Annotated in this window: 14 protein-coding genes; 6 read left to right on the top strand and 8 right to left on the bottom strand. The window is 55.3% G+C overall.

The features are described 5' to 3' along the window. Positions 1-231 precede the first annotated feature (231 nt). Together ACOT1A_RS10590 and mdtD are read left to right on the top strand one after the other, a co-directional pair. Positions 232-939: a FadR/GntR family transcriptional regulator gene (locus tag ACOT1A_RS10590; RefSeq protein WP_023298937.1), complete on the top strand. Its 708-nt coding sequence runs from the start codon at positions 232-234 to the stop codon at positions 937-939. Next, positions 936-2,369: a multidrug transporter subunit MdtD gene (gene mdtD / locus ACOT1A_RS10585; RefSeq protein WP_023305119.1), complete on the top strand. Its 1,434-nt coding sequence runs from the start codon at positions 936-938 to the stop codon at positions 2,367-2,369. The genes ACOT1A_RS10590 and mdtD overlap by 4 nt, the downstream gene beginning before the upstream one ends. On the opposite strand, the gene rbsR is transcribed toward mdtD, so the two are convergent. The 7 genes from rbsR to kup all read right to left on the bottom strand — a co-directional run bounded on the left by rbsR (position 2,335) and on the right by kup (position 10,255). Further along, positions 2,335-3,327 (bottom strand): ribose operon transcriptional repressor RbsR, encoded by a 993-nt coding sequence (gene rbsR / locus ACOT1A_RS10580; protein ID WP_072202236.1) that lies wholly within the window; start codon positions 3,325-3,327, stop codon positions 2,335-2,337. The two genes, mdtD and rbsR, sit on opposite strands and share 35 nt — an antisense overlap. A 3-nt stretch (positions 3,328-3,330) precedes the next feature. Continuing rightward, positions 3,331-4,260, bottom strand: coding sequence for a ribokinase (gene rbsK / locus ACOT1A_RS10575; protein WP_022649865.1), 930 nt, complete (start codon positions 4,258-4,260; stop codon positions 3,331-3,333). 108 nt (positions 4,261-4,368) lie between these two features. Then, complete coding sequence (rbsB, locus tag ACOT1A_RS10570; protein ID WP_003862397.1) at positions 4,369-5,259, bottom strand: ribose ABC transporter substrate-binding protein RbsB; 891 nt, start codon at positions 5,257-5,259, stop codon at positions 4,369-4,371. Between the two features lie 27 nt (positions 5,260-5,286). After that, positions 5,287-6,252, bottom strand: a complete 966-nt coding sequence (gene rbsC / locus ACOT1A_RS10565) for a ribose ABC transporter permease (RefSeq protein WP_022649866.1) — start codon at positions 6,250-6,252, stop codon at positions 5,287-5,289. Positions 6,253-6,256: 4 nt separating this feature from the next. Then, positions 6,257-7,762 (bottom strand): ribose ABC transporter ATP-binding protein RbsA, encoded by a 1,506-nt coding sequence (rbsA, locus tag ACOT1A_RS10560; RefSeq protein ID WP_022649867.1) that lies wholly within the window; start codon positions 7,760-7,762, stop codon positions 6,257-6,259. Positions 7,763-7,769: 7 nt separating this feature from the next. Next, a complete protein-coding gene (gene rbsD, locus ACOT1A_RS10555; RefSeq protein ID WP_038414969.1) occupies positions 7,770-8,189 on the bottom strand; it encodes a D-ribose pyranase in 420 nt (139 codons plus the stop codon). Between the two features lie 197 nt (positions 8,190-8,386). Beyond that, on the bottom strand, positions 8,387-10,255 hold the full coding sequence (gene kup / locus ACOT1A_RS10550; protein WP_006808744.1) for a low affinity potassium transporter Kup: 1,869 nt from the start codon (positions 10,253-10,255) through the stop codon (positions 8,387-8,389). 222 nt (positions 10,256-10,477) lie between these two features. On the opposite strand from kup, the gene ravA reads away from it, so the two are divergent. Continuing rightward, positions 10,478-11,974 (top strand): ATPase RavA, encoded by a 1,497-nt coding sequence (gene ravA / locus ACOT1A_RS10545; protein WP_022649869.1) that lies wholly within the window; start codon positions 10,478-10,480, stop codon positions 11,972-11,974. Continuing rightward, positions 11,968-13,419 carry an ATPase RavA stimulator ViaA gene (gene viaA / locus ACOT1A_RS10540; protein ID WP_048966198.1) on the top strand — a complete coding sequence of 484 codons (1,452 nt, stop codon included), beginning with the start codon at positions 11,968-11,970 and terminating at the stop codon, positions 13,417-13,419. The genes ravA and viaA overlap by 7 nt, the downstream gene beginning before the upstream one ends. Here viaA and asnA read toward each other — a convergent pair whose 3' ends face one another. Then, a complete protein-coding gene (asnA, locus tag ACOT1A_RS10535; protein ID WP_003862385.1) occupies positions 13,420-14,412 on the bottom strand; it encodes an aspartate--ammonia ligase in 993 nt (330 codons plus the stop codon). It abuts the gene before it with no gap. Positions 14,413-14,563: 151 nt separating this feature from the next. On the opposite strand from asnA, the gene asnC reads away from it, so the two are divergent. After that, complete coding sequence (asnC, locus tag ACOT1A_RS10530) at positions 14,564-15,022, top strand: transcriptional regulator AsnC (protein ID WP_003862383.1); 459 nt, start codon at positions 14,564-14,566, stop codon at positions 15,020-15,022. A gap of 90 nt (positions 15,023-15,112) precedes the next feature. After that, positions 15,113-15,562 carry an FMN-binding protein MioC gene (gene mioC, locus ACOT1A_RS10525; RefSeq protein ID WP_003862381.1) on the top strand — a complete coding sequence of 150 codons (450 nt, stop codon included), beginning with the start codon at positions 15,113-15,115 and terminating at the stop codon, positions 15,560-15,562. The last annotated feature ends 78 nt before the right edge of the window (positions 15,563-15,640 follow it).

Here is a 15,640-nt window from a genome sequence, read left to right as displayed (position 1 = left end):
TTTCTCTGCTGACCCGGCGGCTTGCGTGCCGTTGTTCCGTGTCAGTGGAGGCGCATTATAGGGAGTTCTTCTGAAGTGACAAGAGGTAATTTAAAAAAAGTTTCTGACCGTGTTTTTTTTCACCAAAAGCGATGAGATCAAGCTACAAATTGTTCTAATTGATGTATCTGCAACCACAATCACCCCTGAGATGGCATAATTAGCCGCATCAATATTTAAGGAATAAAAGTGATGCCATTAAGCGCACAACAGCTGGCAGCTCAAAAAAACCTGTCCTATGTGCTGGCAGAAAAGCTGGCTCAGCTGATCTTAGCGGGTAAATATGCCCCAGGTAGCATCCTGCCCAGCGAGATGGAGCTGGGGGATCAGTTTGGTGTAAGCCGTACCGCCGTTCGCGAAGCGGTAAAAACATTAACGGCGAAAGGGATGGTGCTTCCACGCCCGCGCATTGGCACCCGCGTTATGCCTCAGGGGAACTGGAACTTTCTCGATCAGGAGTTACTCACCTGGTGGATGACCGAAGATAACTTTAATCAGGTCGTCGATCACTTTCTGGTCATGCGCAGCAGTCTTGAGCCTCAGGCCTGTCTGCTTGCCGCCACGCTCGGCACAGCAGAGCAAAAAGCGCAGCTCAATACTTTTATGGAAGAGATGGTGGATCTGAAAAAGCACTTTAACCGCGAGCGCTGGATAGAGGTCGATATGGCCTGGCATGAACATATCTATAATATGAGCGGAAATCCTTTCCTGACCTCCTTTGCTTCTTTATTCCATTCTGTGTACCACACTTACTTTGCCTCTATCACACAGGATGAGGTGGTGAAGCTGGATCTGCATCAGGCGATAGTCGATGCCATTCAGGAAAGCGACGGGCAGCGAGCCCTGAGTGCGTGCCAGGCGTTGCTGGCGGCGCCAACCCACCAGCAGGTAAATAAATGACAGAGAAAAAAGCACGCAGTATGGCCGGATTGCCGTGGATTGCAGCCATGGCGTTCTTTATGCAGGCACTGGATGCCACTATCCTCAATACCGCCCTTCCCGCAATAGCCCAAAGCCTTAACCGCTCCCCACTGGCGATGCAATCCGCCATCATCAGTTATACCCTGACGGTGGCGATGCTCATTCCGGTCAGCGGCTGGCTGGCCGATCGTTTCGGCACGCGCAAAGTGTTTATGCTGGCGGTGACGCTGTTCACCCTCGGTTCTCTGGCTTGCGCCCTTTCTACCTCTCTGACGGAACTGGTTATCTTCCGCGTTCTACAGGGGATAGGCGGCGCGATGATGATGCCCGTCGCGCGTCTGGCGTTATTGCGCGCCTATCCGCGCAGCGAACTGCTCCCGGTGCTCAACTTTGTGACTATGCCGGGGCTGGTCGGCCCGATACTTGGCCCGGTTCTCGGCGGCGTACTGGTGACCTGGGCAAGCTGGCACTGGATCTTCCTGATTAATATTCCAATTGGTGTGGCAGGGCTAATCTATGCCCGCAAATATATGCCGAACTTCACCACACCACGACGCAGCTTCGATATGGGCGGCTTCTTCCTGTTTGGCCTGAGCCTGGTCCTGTTCTCCAGCGGGATGGAGCTGTTTGGCGAGAAAATCGTAGCGACGTGGCTGGCGCTGGCCATCATTCTTAGCGGTATTCTGCTGTTCCTTCTATATATCCGTCATGCGCGTCGCCATCCGACACCGCTTATCTCTTTATCTCTGTTTAACACCCGAACGTTTTCCGTCGGGATCGCGGGCAATATTGCCTCGCGTCTGGGCACGGGCTGCGTACCGTTCCTGATGCCGCTGATGCTCCAGGTCGGTTTCGGCTATCCGGCCCTGATTGCTGGCTGCATGATGGCCCCCACAGCGATGGGCTCAATTCTGGCAAAATCGACGGTCACGCAGGTGCTGCGCTGGTTTGGCTATCGTAAGACGCTGGTTGGCGTGACGATCTTTATTGGATTGATGATTGCGCAGTTCTCCCTGCAATCTGCGGCGTTACCCATCTGGATGCTGATCCTGCCGCTGTTTGTGCTGGGTATGGCCATGTCGACGCAGTTTACATCGATGAACACCATCACCCTTGGGGACCTCACCGACGAGAATGCCAGCAGCGGCAACAGCGTACTGGCGGTCACTCAACAGCTGTCGATCAGCCTCGGGGTTGCTGTGAGCGCGGCGGTACTGCGGTTTTATGAAGGGTTTGACGGTACAAATACCGTTGAGCAGTTCCACTATACCTTTATCACCATGGGCGCGCTTACCGTGGTATCGGCGGTGGTCTTTATGTTGTTAAAACCAAAAGACGGCCGGAACCTGATTAAAGAGCGTCATAAAGAGAAGGCTAAACCGAACCGCGTTCCATCAGAACAGGAGTAAGCTGCAAACGTTGCTGTTGCAGCGTGGGCTGAGCCATGCGGTGGATCAACACATCGATGGCCAGCTCACCCAGTTCATCCTTCGGCTGATGAATGGTGGTCAGCGGCGGCGTCATGTAGCGCGCCAGTTCGATATCATCATAACCGACGATCGCCATGTCGTCCGGAACACGTAATCCCGCCTGATACAGCGCCTGATAAGCTCCGAATGCCATCGCATCGTTACCGATAAACACCGCCTGCGGGCGCGGCTCTTGCGCCAGCAGTTTCTGCATAGCTTCAAATCCACCATTAAATTCGAAATCGCCGGTGATGCGATAGCCATCAGGAATGGCAAGCCCCGCCCGTTCCATGGCCGAAAGATAGCCTTCCAGACGCAAGCGCGCCGGGGTTTTATCCAGCGGGCCGGTAATACAGGCAATGCGGGTATGACCTTTGTCGATCAAATGCTGAGTCGCCATATCGCCACCCAGCAGCGAGTTATCCTGGATCAGATCGCTGGTGCCGTCGAACGGCGCCCAGTCCATCATGACCGTAGGAATAGAAGGGTAGCGCTGGATAATCTCTTTCGAGGGTTGATGCGTTTCGGTACAGAGCAGCAGCAGCCCGTCGACGCGTTTTTGCATCAGCGTCTCCAGGTTTCGGTTCATGCGCTGCTCATCGCCTTCGGTATTGCACAGCACCAGGCTGTAGCCGCGCTCGAAGCAGCTGCGCTCCACGCCGCGCACCAGTTCAGAATAAAAAGGGTTGGTACTGGCGGTGATCAGCATGCCGATGGTGCGCGTCTGGTTAAGCTTCAGGCTGCGGGCCAGCGCAGACGGCGCATAGTTGAGTTCTTTAATTGCAGCGTCAACTTTCTCCCGAATCGCCTCGCTGACGAAGCGATCCTTATTGATAACGTGGGAGACAGTCGAGGTAGAAACGCCCGCCATACGGGCGACATCTTTCATTGTGGCCAAGCGTTACCCCTGCTGACTTAAGAATTCATCAATCTCTTTACGCCATGGAACAGAAGGCTGAGCGCCTTTACGCGTCACCGCAATCGCGGCGGCGGCATGCGCGAAGCGGATCGCGTCATCCATTGCTTTTCCTTCCAGCAGCGCCGTTACCAGCGCACCGTTGAAGGTGTCTCCTGCGGCGATGGTATCAATGGCTTTGACCTTAAAGCCCGGCACGCGACGGCCTTCGCCATTGACGCTTGCCCACACCCCACGGCTGCCGAGGGTGATGATCACGGTGCCGATGCCTTTATCATGCAGCGCAAGCGCGGCACGCGCGGCATCGTCATCATTTTCGACACGGATACCCGTCAGCTTTTCCGCTTCGGTTTCGTTCGGGGTGATGATATCCACCAGCGCCAGCAGCTCGTCTGATAATACACGGGCAGGCGCCGGGTTAAGTACGACAGACGTATGATTTTCATGCGCAATTTTCGCAGCGGCCAGCACGCTTTCAACCGGTGACTCCAGCTGCATCAGCAAGGCTTCCGCTCCGGCGATGATCCCACGCTGCGCTTCGACGCGTTCAGTCGTTAACGCGGCATTAGCCCCCGCATGAATACCGATGACATTCTCACCTTCCGCATTGACGAAAATCAGCGCCACGCCGGTAGATTCCCCTGCAACCACGCTGACGGGTGCGATGTCGATTTTGTCGCTTGCCAGCTGTTTGCGTACGCGCTCGCCGGTATCGTCATCACCCGTACAGGCGATAAACGCGATATTTGCCCCGCTGCGTCCGGCGGCAACTGCCTGGTTTGCACCCTTACCGCCGAACGCGACCTGATACTGATTGCCGGTGACGGTTTCGCCCGGAGTGGGGAACGTTTCAAGGTTAAGAATGTGATCGGCATTGATACTGCCAAGGACGACGAGGTTGCCTGCGGTTTTCATGTATTGAGGTGTCCATCTGAGAGCGCCACCGGTATTACCCGGTGGCGTATGCCACACTTTTCTTTTATTTGGTGTCCCTCAGGCAGCCAGCGACTGCCTGAATCGCCTTTACTGCTTAATGACCAGTTTCAGGTCAACAGGATATTTGGCCTGAACTTTTTCGCCCTTCAGCACTTTATCGGCAGTTTGCACGCCAGTCGCGCCAATCTGCTCAGGCAGCTGAGCGATGGTCGCAGCCAGTTTGCCATCATTTACTGCTTTTTCACCATCCGGCGTGCCGTCAAATCCGACAACCATCACATCTGATTTACCCGCAGTCTGGAGCGCACGCAGCGCACCGAGCGCCATTTCGTCGTTCTGTGCGAATACCGCCTGCACATCAGGATGCGCGGTTAGCAGGTTCTGCATGACGTTCAGGCCCTTTGTACGGTCGAAGTCTGCCGGCTGGCTCGCCAGCACGTTGAATTTGTGCGCCGCTACAGCCTGCTGGAAGCCTTCACCACGTTCACGGGCTGCGGAAGTCCCGGCGATACCCTGCAACTCGATCACTTTCGCGCCTTCACCTGCTTTCTTCGCGATGTAGTCACCGGCGATTTTACCGCCCAGTACGTTATCAGACGCAATGTGGCTGACCACATCCCCTTTCGTTGCCTGACGGTCAAGGGTGATGACCGGGATCTTCGCCTGGTTTGCCATCTTCACGGCGTTACCGACCGCGTCGGAATCGGTTGGGTTGATCAGCAGGATTTTGGTACCACGAACGGTTAAGTCCTGAACGTTAGCCAGCTCTTTCGCCGGGTTGTTCTGAGAATCCAGCACCACCAGGTTGTAACCCAGTTTGTCTGCTTCTTTCTGCGCGCCATCCTTCAGGGAGACGAAGAACGGGTTGTTCAGGGTAGAGACAACCAGCGCGATGGTGTCCTTCGCCATGGCGTTAGCACTTACGGTTGCGCTCAGCGCGACAGCAGAAACCAGGGTAGCCAGTTTTTTCATGTTCATATCTAAGATGTCCTGTAGTGTCGTCAGTTACTGTTTTTTGTTGTCTACCAGTACCGCCAGCAAAATCACCACTGCCTTAACGATCATCTGGTAATAGGAGGAAACACCTAACAAATTCAAGCCATTATTCAGGAAACCGAGGATCAGTGCGCCGATCAATGTCCCAACAATGCGACCTTTACCGCCCGCAAGGCTCGTACCACCCAGAACCACTGCCGCGATGGCATCCAGCTCATAGCCCGTACCCGCCGTTGGCTGCGCGGAAGAGAGGCGCGCCACTTCGATGATGCCCGCCAGAGATGCCAGCAGACCGCACAGGGAGTAAACGATAATTTTAACTTTGTTGACGCTAATACCGGACAGACGCGTTGCCGATTCGTTACCGCCCAGCGCATAAATATAACGACCCAGACGGGTATGATGCAGCATGTACCACGCCGCCAGGAAGACGATAGCCATGATCCAGACTGGCGTCGGGATACCCAGAGGGCGTCCGATACCAAACCAACCAAATAGATCGGCGTTTTCGGTAAAGCCGGTATTCACCGGGCTACCGTTGGTGTACACCATGGTGACGCCGCGCAGCAGCAGCATCATCACCAGCGTGGCAATAAACGCCTGTACGCGGCCTTTTGCCACAATCACGCCGGTTACCGCGCCAATTGCCGCACCTGCCGCCAGCGCAGCAGCAACGGCCACCAGCGCGTTGACCTCAATACCGACAATCGACGCGGCAATCGCACCGGTGAGCGCCAGCAGGGAACCGACGGACAGATCGATACCCGAGGTCAAAATCACCAGCGTCATCCCCACCGCCATAATGGCGTTGACGGAGGTCTGCTGAAGAATGTTGAACAGGTTATTGACGGTAAAAAAGTTCGGGCTCATGGTCGAGACAATCGCGATCAGCACCAGCAGGGCAATCAGCGATTTTTGTTCCATCAGCCATGCCTTTGTGAAATAGCGGCGACCAGAAACAGCCTGGGTAGTCATCTTCTTACTCCTGATTCACGCGATTAAGCTTGCCCACAGCGGCAGCCATCAGAACTTCCTGGGTGGCCTGCTCGCGAGTAAATTCACCACCGAGATGCCCTTCATGCATGACGATAATGCGATCGCTCATGCCTAATACTTCTGGCATCTCGGAAGAGACCAGAATGATGCTCAGACCGTCGGCCTTGAACTGGTTAATCAGCTGATAGATCTCTTTTTTCGCGCCCACGTCAACGCCGCGAGTTGGCTCATCGAGGATCAGTACTTTCGGGCGCGTCATCAACCCGCGGGCAATCGCCACTTTCTGCTGATTACCGCCGGACAACAGGCCAATCGCCTGCTCCATCGATGGGGTTTTAACGTTAAAGAGACGGATAAAATCGCTGACCGCCTGCTGCTCATCTTTGTGTTTCAGGCTGCCGCCGCTGCGGCTGAAATAGCGTAGCGCGGTCAGGGACATGTTCTCTTTTACCGACATGCCCAGCACTAAGCCGTCACGCTTACGGTCTTCGGAGATATAGACAATGCCGTTCGCCAGGCCATCCTGCGGCGAGCGGGTGACCACCTCATGGCCGTCAAGGGTAACGTAGCCGCTGGTGCGCGGCAGTGCGCCATAGAGCACTTTCATCAGTTCGGTACGTCCCGCGCCCATCAGGCCCGCGACGCCAAGGATCTCGCCCTTGCGCAGGGTAAAGGAGACGTCATCCACACCCGGCCCGCAGAGGTTATCCACCTTCAGGCGGATCTCTCCTGGCGCTTTGTCCAGACGCGGATACTGGTCTTCGAGCTTACGTCCCACCATCATTTCAATCAGCGAATCTTCGGTCAGCGTGGCCACTTCACGCTCGGCAATGAACTGCCCGTCGCGGAAGACGGTGACGTCGTCGCAGATCTCGAAAATTTCTTTCATGCGGTGAGAGATATAGACAATGCCGCGCCCCTGGGATTTCAACTCACGGATCACGCGGAACAGGGATTCGGTTTCGGTATCGGTCAGGGCGTCGGTCGGTTCATCCATAATGATGACCTTCGACTCGAAGCTCAGCACCTTCGCGATCTCCACCATCTGCTGATCGCCGATGGAAAGGTCGCCCACCAGTCGGTCGCTCTTAAAGCGCAGATTCAGCTTCGCCAGCAGTTTGTCCGCTTCGGCATACATGGTTTTCCAGTCGATTTTGCCAAACCGGTTCACGAACTCACGGCCGAGGAAGATGTTCTCCGCAATGGTGAGCTGCGGGATCAGGTTCAGCTCCTGGTGGATGATGCCAATGCCCGCTTCCTGAGAGGATTTCGGGCCGTTGAAGGTGGTCTCTTTACCCAGCCACAGCAGCGAACCGGCATCGCGTTGATAGATCCCGGTCAGCACTTTCATCATGGTGGATTTGCCCGCGCCGTTTTCGCCCACCAGCGCCATTACGCGCCCGGAATAGACGTTCAGCGCCGCGCCGGAGAGGGCTTTAACGCCCGGGAACGACTTATCGATCCCTTTGAGTTGCAGTAATGCGTCCATGATGGCCTCAGAAGGTGACGCCAGCACAGAGAATGATATTCGCATACGGGGAACACTCCCCGCTGCGAATCACCGCCTGACTGTCTGCGGTTTGTTGTTTGAACTGCTCGTGAGTTGTGTAACGAATTTCTATGGTGTTTCCCTGGTGCTGTTGCAGTTGCTCAATGTGGCTGAGCAACGTTTCGTGGAGTTGCGGATTATGTTGTTTGATTTCCGCCGCGAGAATGGCCGCCTCAACCTGCATCTCCGCCGTCACGACTTCCAGTACCTGCATGAACGAGGGTACGCCCTGCGTTAACGCCATATCGACACGGGTTGTGCTGCGCGGAACCGGTAAGCCTGCATCGCAAACCACCAGCGTATCGGTATGCCCAAGACGGGAAATCACCGATGATATTTCTGAGTTGAGTACTGTGCCTTTCTTCATTTTTTGCTCCACTAGCGAAACGTTTCGCTAAAAACAGTGTAGCCGCAGAAGTGTTCAGAAAACCATCATGACGTAACGGATTTGTGATCGGCGTCGAAACGTTTCGCTAAGTGAAATATTGAGGTGATTTTGGCGGGTATGTTGAGGATCTGGTAGGCCGGGTAAGCGCAGCGCCACCCGGCATTTTTTAAAAGGACTTAAATCTCGACCTGCGTCCCCAGCTCAATCACGCGATTGGGCGGGATCTCAAACTGGTCAGGCGCACGCAGGGCGTTACGCTGCAGGATGAGATACAGCTTGCCGCGCAGGCGCAGATACCATGGGCGCTTGCCGATGATCAGCGACTCGTGGGACATAAAGAACGATGTCTCCATCATGCGGCAACTCAGCCCTTCCAGACCGCAGCGGTGGAATACCTCTTCCACGTTCGGCGTTTCGCGCCAGCCGTAGCTTGCCACCACGCGCCAGAAGGTTGGCGACAGCTGCTCAATCTGTACGCGTCGCACGTTGTGAACATACGGCGCATCTTCGGTGCGCAGCGTCAGCAGGATCACGCGCTCGTGCAGCACTTTGTTGTGCTTAAGGTTATGCATCAGCGCAAACGGGATCACGTTCAGCGCACGAGACATATACACCGCCGTACCCGGCACACGCACCGGCGGGGATTTCTCCAGCGAGGCGATCATCGCCTCCAGAGAATTACCGTGCTCATGCATACGACGCAGCAGGCGGAAACGTTCGCTCTTCCACGTCGTCATCACGATGAACATCACCAGACCCAGCGTCAGCGGCAGCCAGCCACCGGAGACAATCTTATCGAGGTTCGCAGAGAACAGCGGTACGTCGATACAGAGGAAGCCAACCAGGATCAGCCCCACGAGGAACTTATTCCAGTGCCAGTTACGGTACGCCACGGTGGTGGAGAGAATAGAGGTCAACACCATCGTTCCGGTCACCGCGATACCGTACGCCGCCGCCAGGTTACTGGAGTGCTCGAAGCTGACGATAACAATCACCACCGCGAAATAGAGCAGCCAGTTGACGAACGGAATGTAGATCTGGCCTGACTCCATCTCAGAGGTATGGATAATGCGCATTGGGGAGAGATAACCCAAACGCACGGCCTGACGCGTCAGGGAGAATACGCCGGAAATAACAGCCTGAGAGGCAATGACCGTCGCCAGCGTCGCCAGGATCAGCATCGGAACCAGCGCCCAGTCCGGCGCCAGCAGGAAGAACGGGTTTTTAATCGCTTCAGGATGGGCAAGCAGCAGCGCGCCCTGGCCGAAGTAATTCAGCACCAGTGAAGGCAGAACAACGCTAAACCAGGCGACGCGAATTGGGAGTTTCCCGAAGTGGCCCATATCTGCATACAGCGCTTCAACACCGGTAATGGAAAGCACTACCGCGCCCAGCGCCACAAACGACACCACTTTATATTCCAGGAAGAAATGCACCGCCCACATTGGGTTCAGCGCATGCAGGACATCCGGATTGGCGATAATACTGCGTAAGCCCAGCGCCGCCAGGATCAGGAACCAGGCCAGCATAATAGGCGCGAACAGCTTACCCACCAGCCCGGTACCGTGTTTTTGTATAGCAAACAGCAACGTCAGCACGATAATAGCGAGTGGCACCACCCACGTATCAAGCTGTGGCGCGACAATCTCCAGCCCCTCTATGGCCGACATCACCGAAATCGCTGGCGTAATCACGACTTCCCCATAGAAGAAGCTGCCGCCAATCAGGCCAATGATGACCAGCACGGAGGTCATTCTTGCAGACGTATTGCGCCCAGCAAGGGACATCAGGGTCAGAATACCGCCCTCGCCCGCGTTATCAGCCCGCATAACGAAAGAGAGATACTTAAGGGAGACCACCAGGATCAGCAGCCAGAAGATGAGCGAGAGGAAACCAAATACGGCGTCACGCTCTACACCAAAACCAAACTGACCGGACAAACATTCACGAAGCGTATAAAGCGGGCTGGTGCCGATATCACCGTAGACAACCCCGATCGCTGCAAGCGTTACTGCGGGTAATGATTGCTTATTATCAGTGCTCATAGACTAGTCTTTTCGTTTGAATAACAAATGTGTGCTTAGTCCCTTGGCCCACAAAAAGCGCACAGTATGCACGATTCAATGCAAAATCGTACCCCTAAATGCAGCCGCATTAATGTAGCGCAAAGAAAATAGCGCCGCACTTCAGCCTATTACCTGGCCAGACCGAAACGTCTATACTCGCTTCAATTAGCCGCCACGACGGCGAAAGGATGCAAAACTATTATGGCTCACTCACATTTATTAGCAGAAAGAATTTCCCGCCTCAGCAGTGCGCTGGAGAAAGGCCTATACGAGCGTAGCCACGCCATTCGCCTCTGTTTACTGGCGGCGCTGAGCGGGGAAAGCGTGTTTCTGCTGGGTCCGCCGGGCATTGCCAAAAGTCTGATCGCACGCCGCCTCAAATTCGCTTTCCAGAACGCTCGCGCATTCGAGTATTTGATGACGCGCTTCTCCACGCCGGAAGAAGTTTTCGGCCCGCTCTCCATTCAGGCGTTAAAAGATGAGGGACGCTATGAACGTCTGACGGCGGGCTATCTCCCGGAAGCGGAAATCGTCTTTCTTGATGAGATCTGGAAAGCCGGCCCGGCCATTCTGAATACCCTGCTGACGGCAATCAACGAACGCCGCTTCCGCAACGGCGCGAGCGAAGAGAAGATCCCCATGCGGTTGCTGGTGGCCGCGTCTAACGAACTTCCCGAAGCCGACAGCAGCCTTGAAGCGCTGTATGACCGCATGCTGATCCGCCTGTGGCTGGATAAAGTCCAGGACAAATCGAACTTCCGCTCAATGCTGGTAAGCCAGCAGGACGAAAACGAAAATCCGGTGGCACCATCATTACAGGTCACGGACGAAGAGTATGACCAGTGGCAGGAAGAGATAGGCAAAATTAAGCTGCCCGATGCCGTCTTTGAGCTGATCTTCATGCTGCGCCAGCAGCTTGATTTATTGCCCTCCGCGCCGTACGTCTCCGACCGTCGCTGGAAAAAAGCCATTCGTCTGCTTCAGGCAAGCGCCCTGTTCAGCGGCCGCGATGCTGTCGCCCCCATCGATCTGATCCTGCTGAAAGACTGTCTGTGGCACGACGCAGAAGGGATGAATCTGATGCAGCAGCAGCTGGACGTTTTGATGACCGGGCACGCGTGGGGTCAGCAATCCATGCTTAATCAACTGGGGGCGATTGCCCAACGTCGTCTTCAGCTTCAGCAGCAGCAAAGTGACAAAACCGCGCTGAAGGTGAACCGTCTCGGCGGGATGTTTGCCCGTAAACCGCACTATGAACTGCCAGCCGAGCTGACTGACGCCTCGCTCACGCTTCTTCTTCAGCAGCCGCTGAAGCTTCATGATATGCAGGTGGTGCACGTGACGATCGAACGCGTTGCGCTGGTTCAGTGGCTGGATAAGGGCGGCGAGATCCGCGGTAAACTCAACGGTATCGGCTTTGCACAGCCGCTGTCGATGGAAGTCGACAGCAGCCAGCACCTTGTGATCCGCGACGTCAGCCTTCAGGGATCGCGCCTGGCGCTGCCGGGCACGGCCTCTGACAGTCTTCCGGAGGAGATCAAACAGCAGCTCGAAGCGCTGGATAACGAATGGCATCAGCAGCACACGCGCTTCAGCGAGCAGCAGAAATGCCTCTTTATCCATAGCGACTGGTTAGGTCGCATTGAAGCCAGCTTGCAGGATGTCAGCGCGCAGATTAAACAGGCGCGTCAATGCTAACGCTGGACACGCTTAACGTCATGCTGGCGGTTAGCGAGGAAGGGTTGATCGAAGAGGTCGTCATTACCCTGCTCGCTTCACCGCAGCTGGCGGCCTTCTTTGAAAAATTCCCGAAGCTCAGAAAAGCAATGACGGACGATCTTCCCCGCTGGCGCGATAACCTGCGCCAGCGGTTTAAGGAGACGGAAGTCCCGCCGGAACTGACAGAGGAAGTGGCTGGTTACCAGCAGTGCCAGCGGCTTTCAACGCCGCAGTTTATTGCCCAGCTACAGCAAACCCTGACGCTGCTAGATAACGTTCACTCCCCGTTTGCCAGCCAGGCCAGAGCGCTGGTCACGGACAACCCCAGCTTTACTCCCGCCCTGCATACGCTGTTTTTACAGCGCTGGCGGCTCAGTCTTGTCGTTCAGGCCACCTCTCTCAACCAGCAGTTGCTGGACGAAGAGCGCGAACAGCTGTTAAGCGAAGTTCAGGAGCGGATGACGTTAAGCGGCCAGCTAGAACAGGTGCTGGTGGAGAATGAAAACGCCGCCGGTCGACTCTGGGATATGAGTGCCGGTCAGTTAAAACGTGGCGATTATCAGTTGATCGTGAAGTACGGCGACTTTCTGGCACAACAGCCGGAGCTGATGAAGCTTGCTGAACAGCTTGGTCGTTCCCGGGAGGCTAGGTCAGTTCCAAAGAAAGATGCGCCGATGGAAACCTTCCGTACGCTGGTACGCGAGCCGTCCACCGTACCGGAGCAGGTGGACGGCTTACAGCAAAGCGATGATATCCTGCGCCTGTTGCCTACGGAACTCAGCACGCTGGGAATGACCGAACTGGAGTATGAGTTTTATCGCCGTCTGGTGGAAAAACAGCTTCTTACCTATCGGTTGCATGGCGAAGCCTGGCGCGAAAAAATCAGCCAGCGCCCGGTGGTGCATCAGGACTTTGATGAGCAACCGCGCGGTCCATTCATTGTTTGCGTAGATACGTCCGGATCGATGGGGGGATTTAACGAGCAGTGTGCAAAAGCGTTCTGCCTGGCTCTGATGCGCGTGGCGCTCGCCGATCGTCGTCGCTGCTACATCATGTTATTTTCCAGCGAAGTGGTGGGGTATGAACTGACCAGCCCACAGGGGCTGGAGCAGGCGATCCGCTTTTTAAGCCAGCGCTTTCGCGGCGGCACCGATCTGGCCAGCTGTTTTCGCAGCATCATTGAGCGCATGCAGGGCGGAGACTGGTACGACGCGGATGCGGTGGTGATTTCCGATTTTATTGCCCAGCGGCTGCCGGACGACGTCGTGAATAAAGTGAAGGAGATGCAGCGCGTGCACCAGCACCGTTTCCATGCCGTGGCGATGTCTGCACATGGAAAACCCGGCATCATGCGCATCTTCGATCACATCTGGCGCTTTGATACCGGGTTGCGTAGCCGCCTGCTCAGACGCTGGCGACGTTAATTAAAGAAGAGAACCGACGCTCTCACGTACCTGCTGCGGCCAGACCCCACACTGTACCTGACCGATATGGGACAGTTGCAACAGCAGCATGGTCAGACGAGACTGGCCAATACCACCGCCGATGGTCTGCGGCATTTCACCGCGCAGCAGCGCCTGGTGCCATTCCAGTTGCAGACGATCTTCATCACCGGTCACGGCCAGCTGACGCTTCAGTGCTTCAGCATCCACGCGGATCCCCATCGAAGAGAGTTCAAACGCATCTTCCAGAACCGGGTTCCAGACCAGAATATCGCCGTTCAGACCGGCATATTCGCTCTCGCCCACGGTGCTCCAGTCATCGTAATCCGGCGCACGGACGTCGTGACGTTTACCATCAGACAATTTCCCGCCAATGCCGATCAGGAATACCGCGCCCAGCTCTTTGGCGATCGCGCGTTCACGGCCTTTGGCATCCAGATCCGGGAAACGGCTCAGCAACTCCTGACTGTGAACAAAGTGGATCGTTTCCGGCAGGAACGGTGCCAGACCAAACTCTTTGCTCACGGCCGCTTCGGTCGCTTTGATCCCGGCGTAGATCGCCTCAACGGTAGATTTCAGCGTACCGACGTGACGCTCGCCGTCACCCATTACGCGCTCCCAGTCCCACTGGTCAACGTAGACAGAGTGAATGGGGGAGAGGCGGTCTTCATCGGGGCGAAGGGCTTTCATATGCGTGTAAAGCCCTTCGCCCGCGCTGAAGTCGTGTTGTCCCAGGGTTTGACGCTTCCACTTCGCCAGGGAGTGAACCACTTCGAACTGGGCGTCTGGCAGTGTTTTCACTTTTACCTGTACCGCTTTTTCGCAACCAGACAAGTTATCCTGCGTCCCGTCACCCACGCGGCTCAGAATCGGCGCCTGCACTTCAATAAGGCCAAGCTTCTCTTCCAGCTGGCGAGAAAAATGGGATTTAACGAAACTGATCTGGCGTTGTTTTGCGATGTAAGCGGTTTTCATTATTTATACTCCTGCGTCCTGTTGATACTGATTAAGCAACAGAACAGGCGCTTAATTCAATAACCCATCAACAAAAAGCCACCTTCACTTTTGATTCGTTAAAATAAGACGCTAGAATAGAAGGAATCATTAATCTTCATAAGAAAAACCTATGGAAAATTATCAGATCGACAATCTGGACCGCGGCATTCTGGAAGCGCTCATGGCCAACGCACGCACCGCGTATGCCGAACTGGCGAAACAATTTGGCGTCAGCCCGGGGACCATTCACGTTCGCGTAGAGAAAATGAAGCAGGCCGGGATCATCACCGGCGCACGCATTGATGTCAGCCCGAAGCAACTCGGCTACGACGTCTGCTGCTTCATTGGCATTATTCTGAAAAGCGCCAAAGATTACCCCTCCGCGCTGGAGAAGCTGAACGCGCTGGATGAAGTCACTGAGGCGTACTACACCACCGGGCACTACAGCATCTTTATAAAGGTCATGTGCCGATCCATCGACGCCCTCCAGCAGGTACTTATCAACAAGATCCAAACAATCGATGAAATTCAGTCCACCGAAACCCTGATCTCCCTGCAAAACCCGATCATGCGTACTATCCGCCCGTGATCGGGCAATTTCATTCCCACATTTTCCACAGGTAGATCCCAGCTCGTTCACAGCGTACAATGGCCGCCTCTTTATCTGAGCGAGCGATCAATGGCGGACATTACTCTTATCAGCGGCAGCACCCTGGGCGGTGCGGAATATGTAGCGGAACATCTGGCTGAGAAGCTGGAAGACGCGGGCTTTTCTACACAAACGCTGCACGGACCGCTGCTGGAAGATCTCCCGACTGACGGGGTCTGGCTGCTGATCACCTCCACGCACGGCGCGGGCGATCTGCCGGATAACCTGCAACCTTTATATGACGAACTGCTGGAACAACAGCCCGATCTGTCAAACGTCCGGTTTGGCGCTGTGGGGATCGGCAGCCGTGAATATGACACTTTCTGTGGCGCCATAGAGAAAGTAGAAGCTGCGGTGACCGCCTGCGGAGCAAAACAGCTGGGTGAAACGCTGAAGATCAACATCCTCGATCATGATATTCCCGAAGATCCAGCCGAGATCTGGCTCGCGGAATGGAAAAATTTACTCAAAAACGATTAAAGATCGTGCGATCAGATGTGGATAACTCTGGTTAAAAGCTCGTATTAACCCGTAGTTATCCAAAGAACAACGTTAGTT

Origin of the sequence: Enterobacter cloacae complex sp. SYL003 (assembly GCF_049236925.1) — a bacterium.
In the GTDB taxonomy this organism is placed as follows: domain Bacteria; phylum Pseudomonadota; class Gammaproteobacteria; order Enterobacterales; family Enterobacteriaceae; genus Enterobacter; species Enterobacter intestinihominis.
Note: the sequence above shows the minus strand (reverse complement) of the source record. Positions and strands in the feature narration are given on the sequence as shown.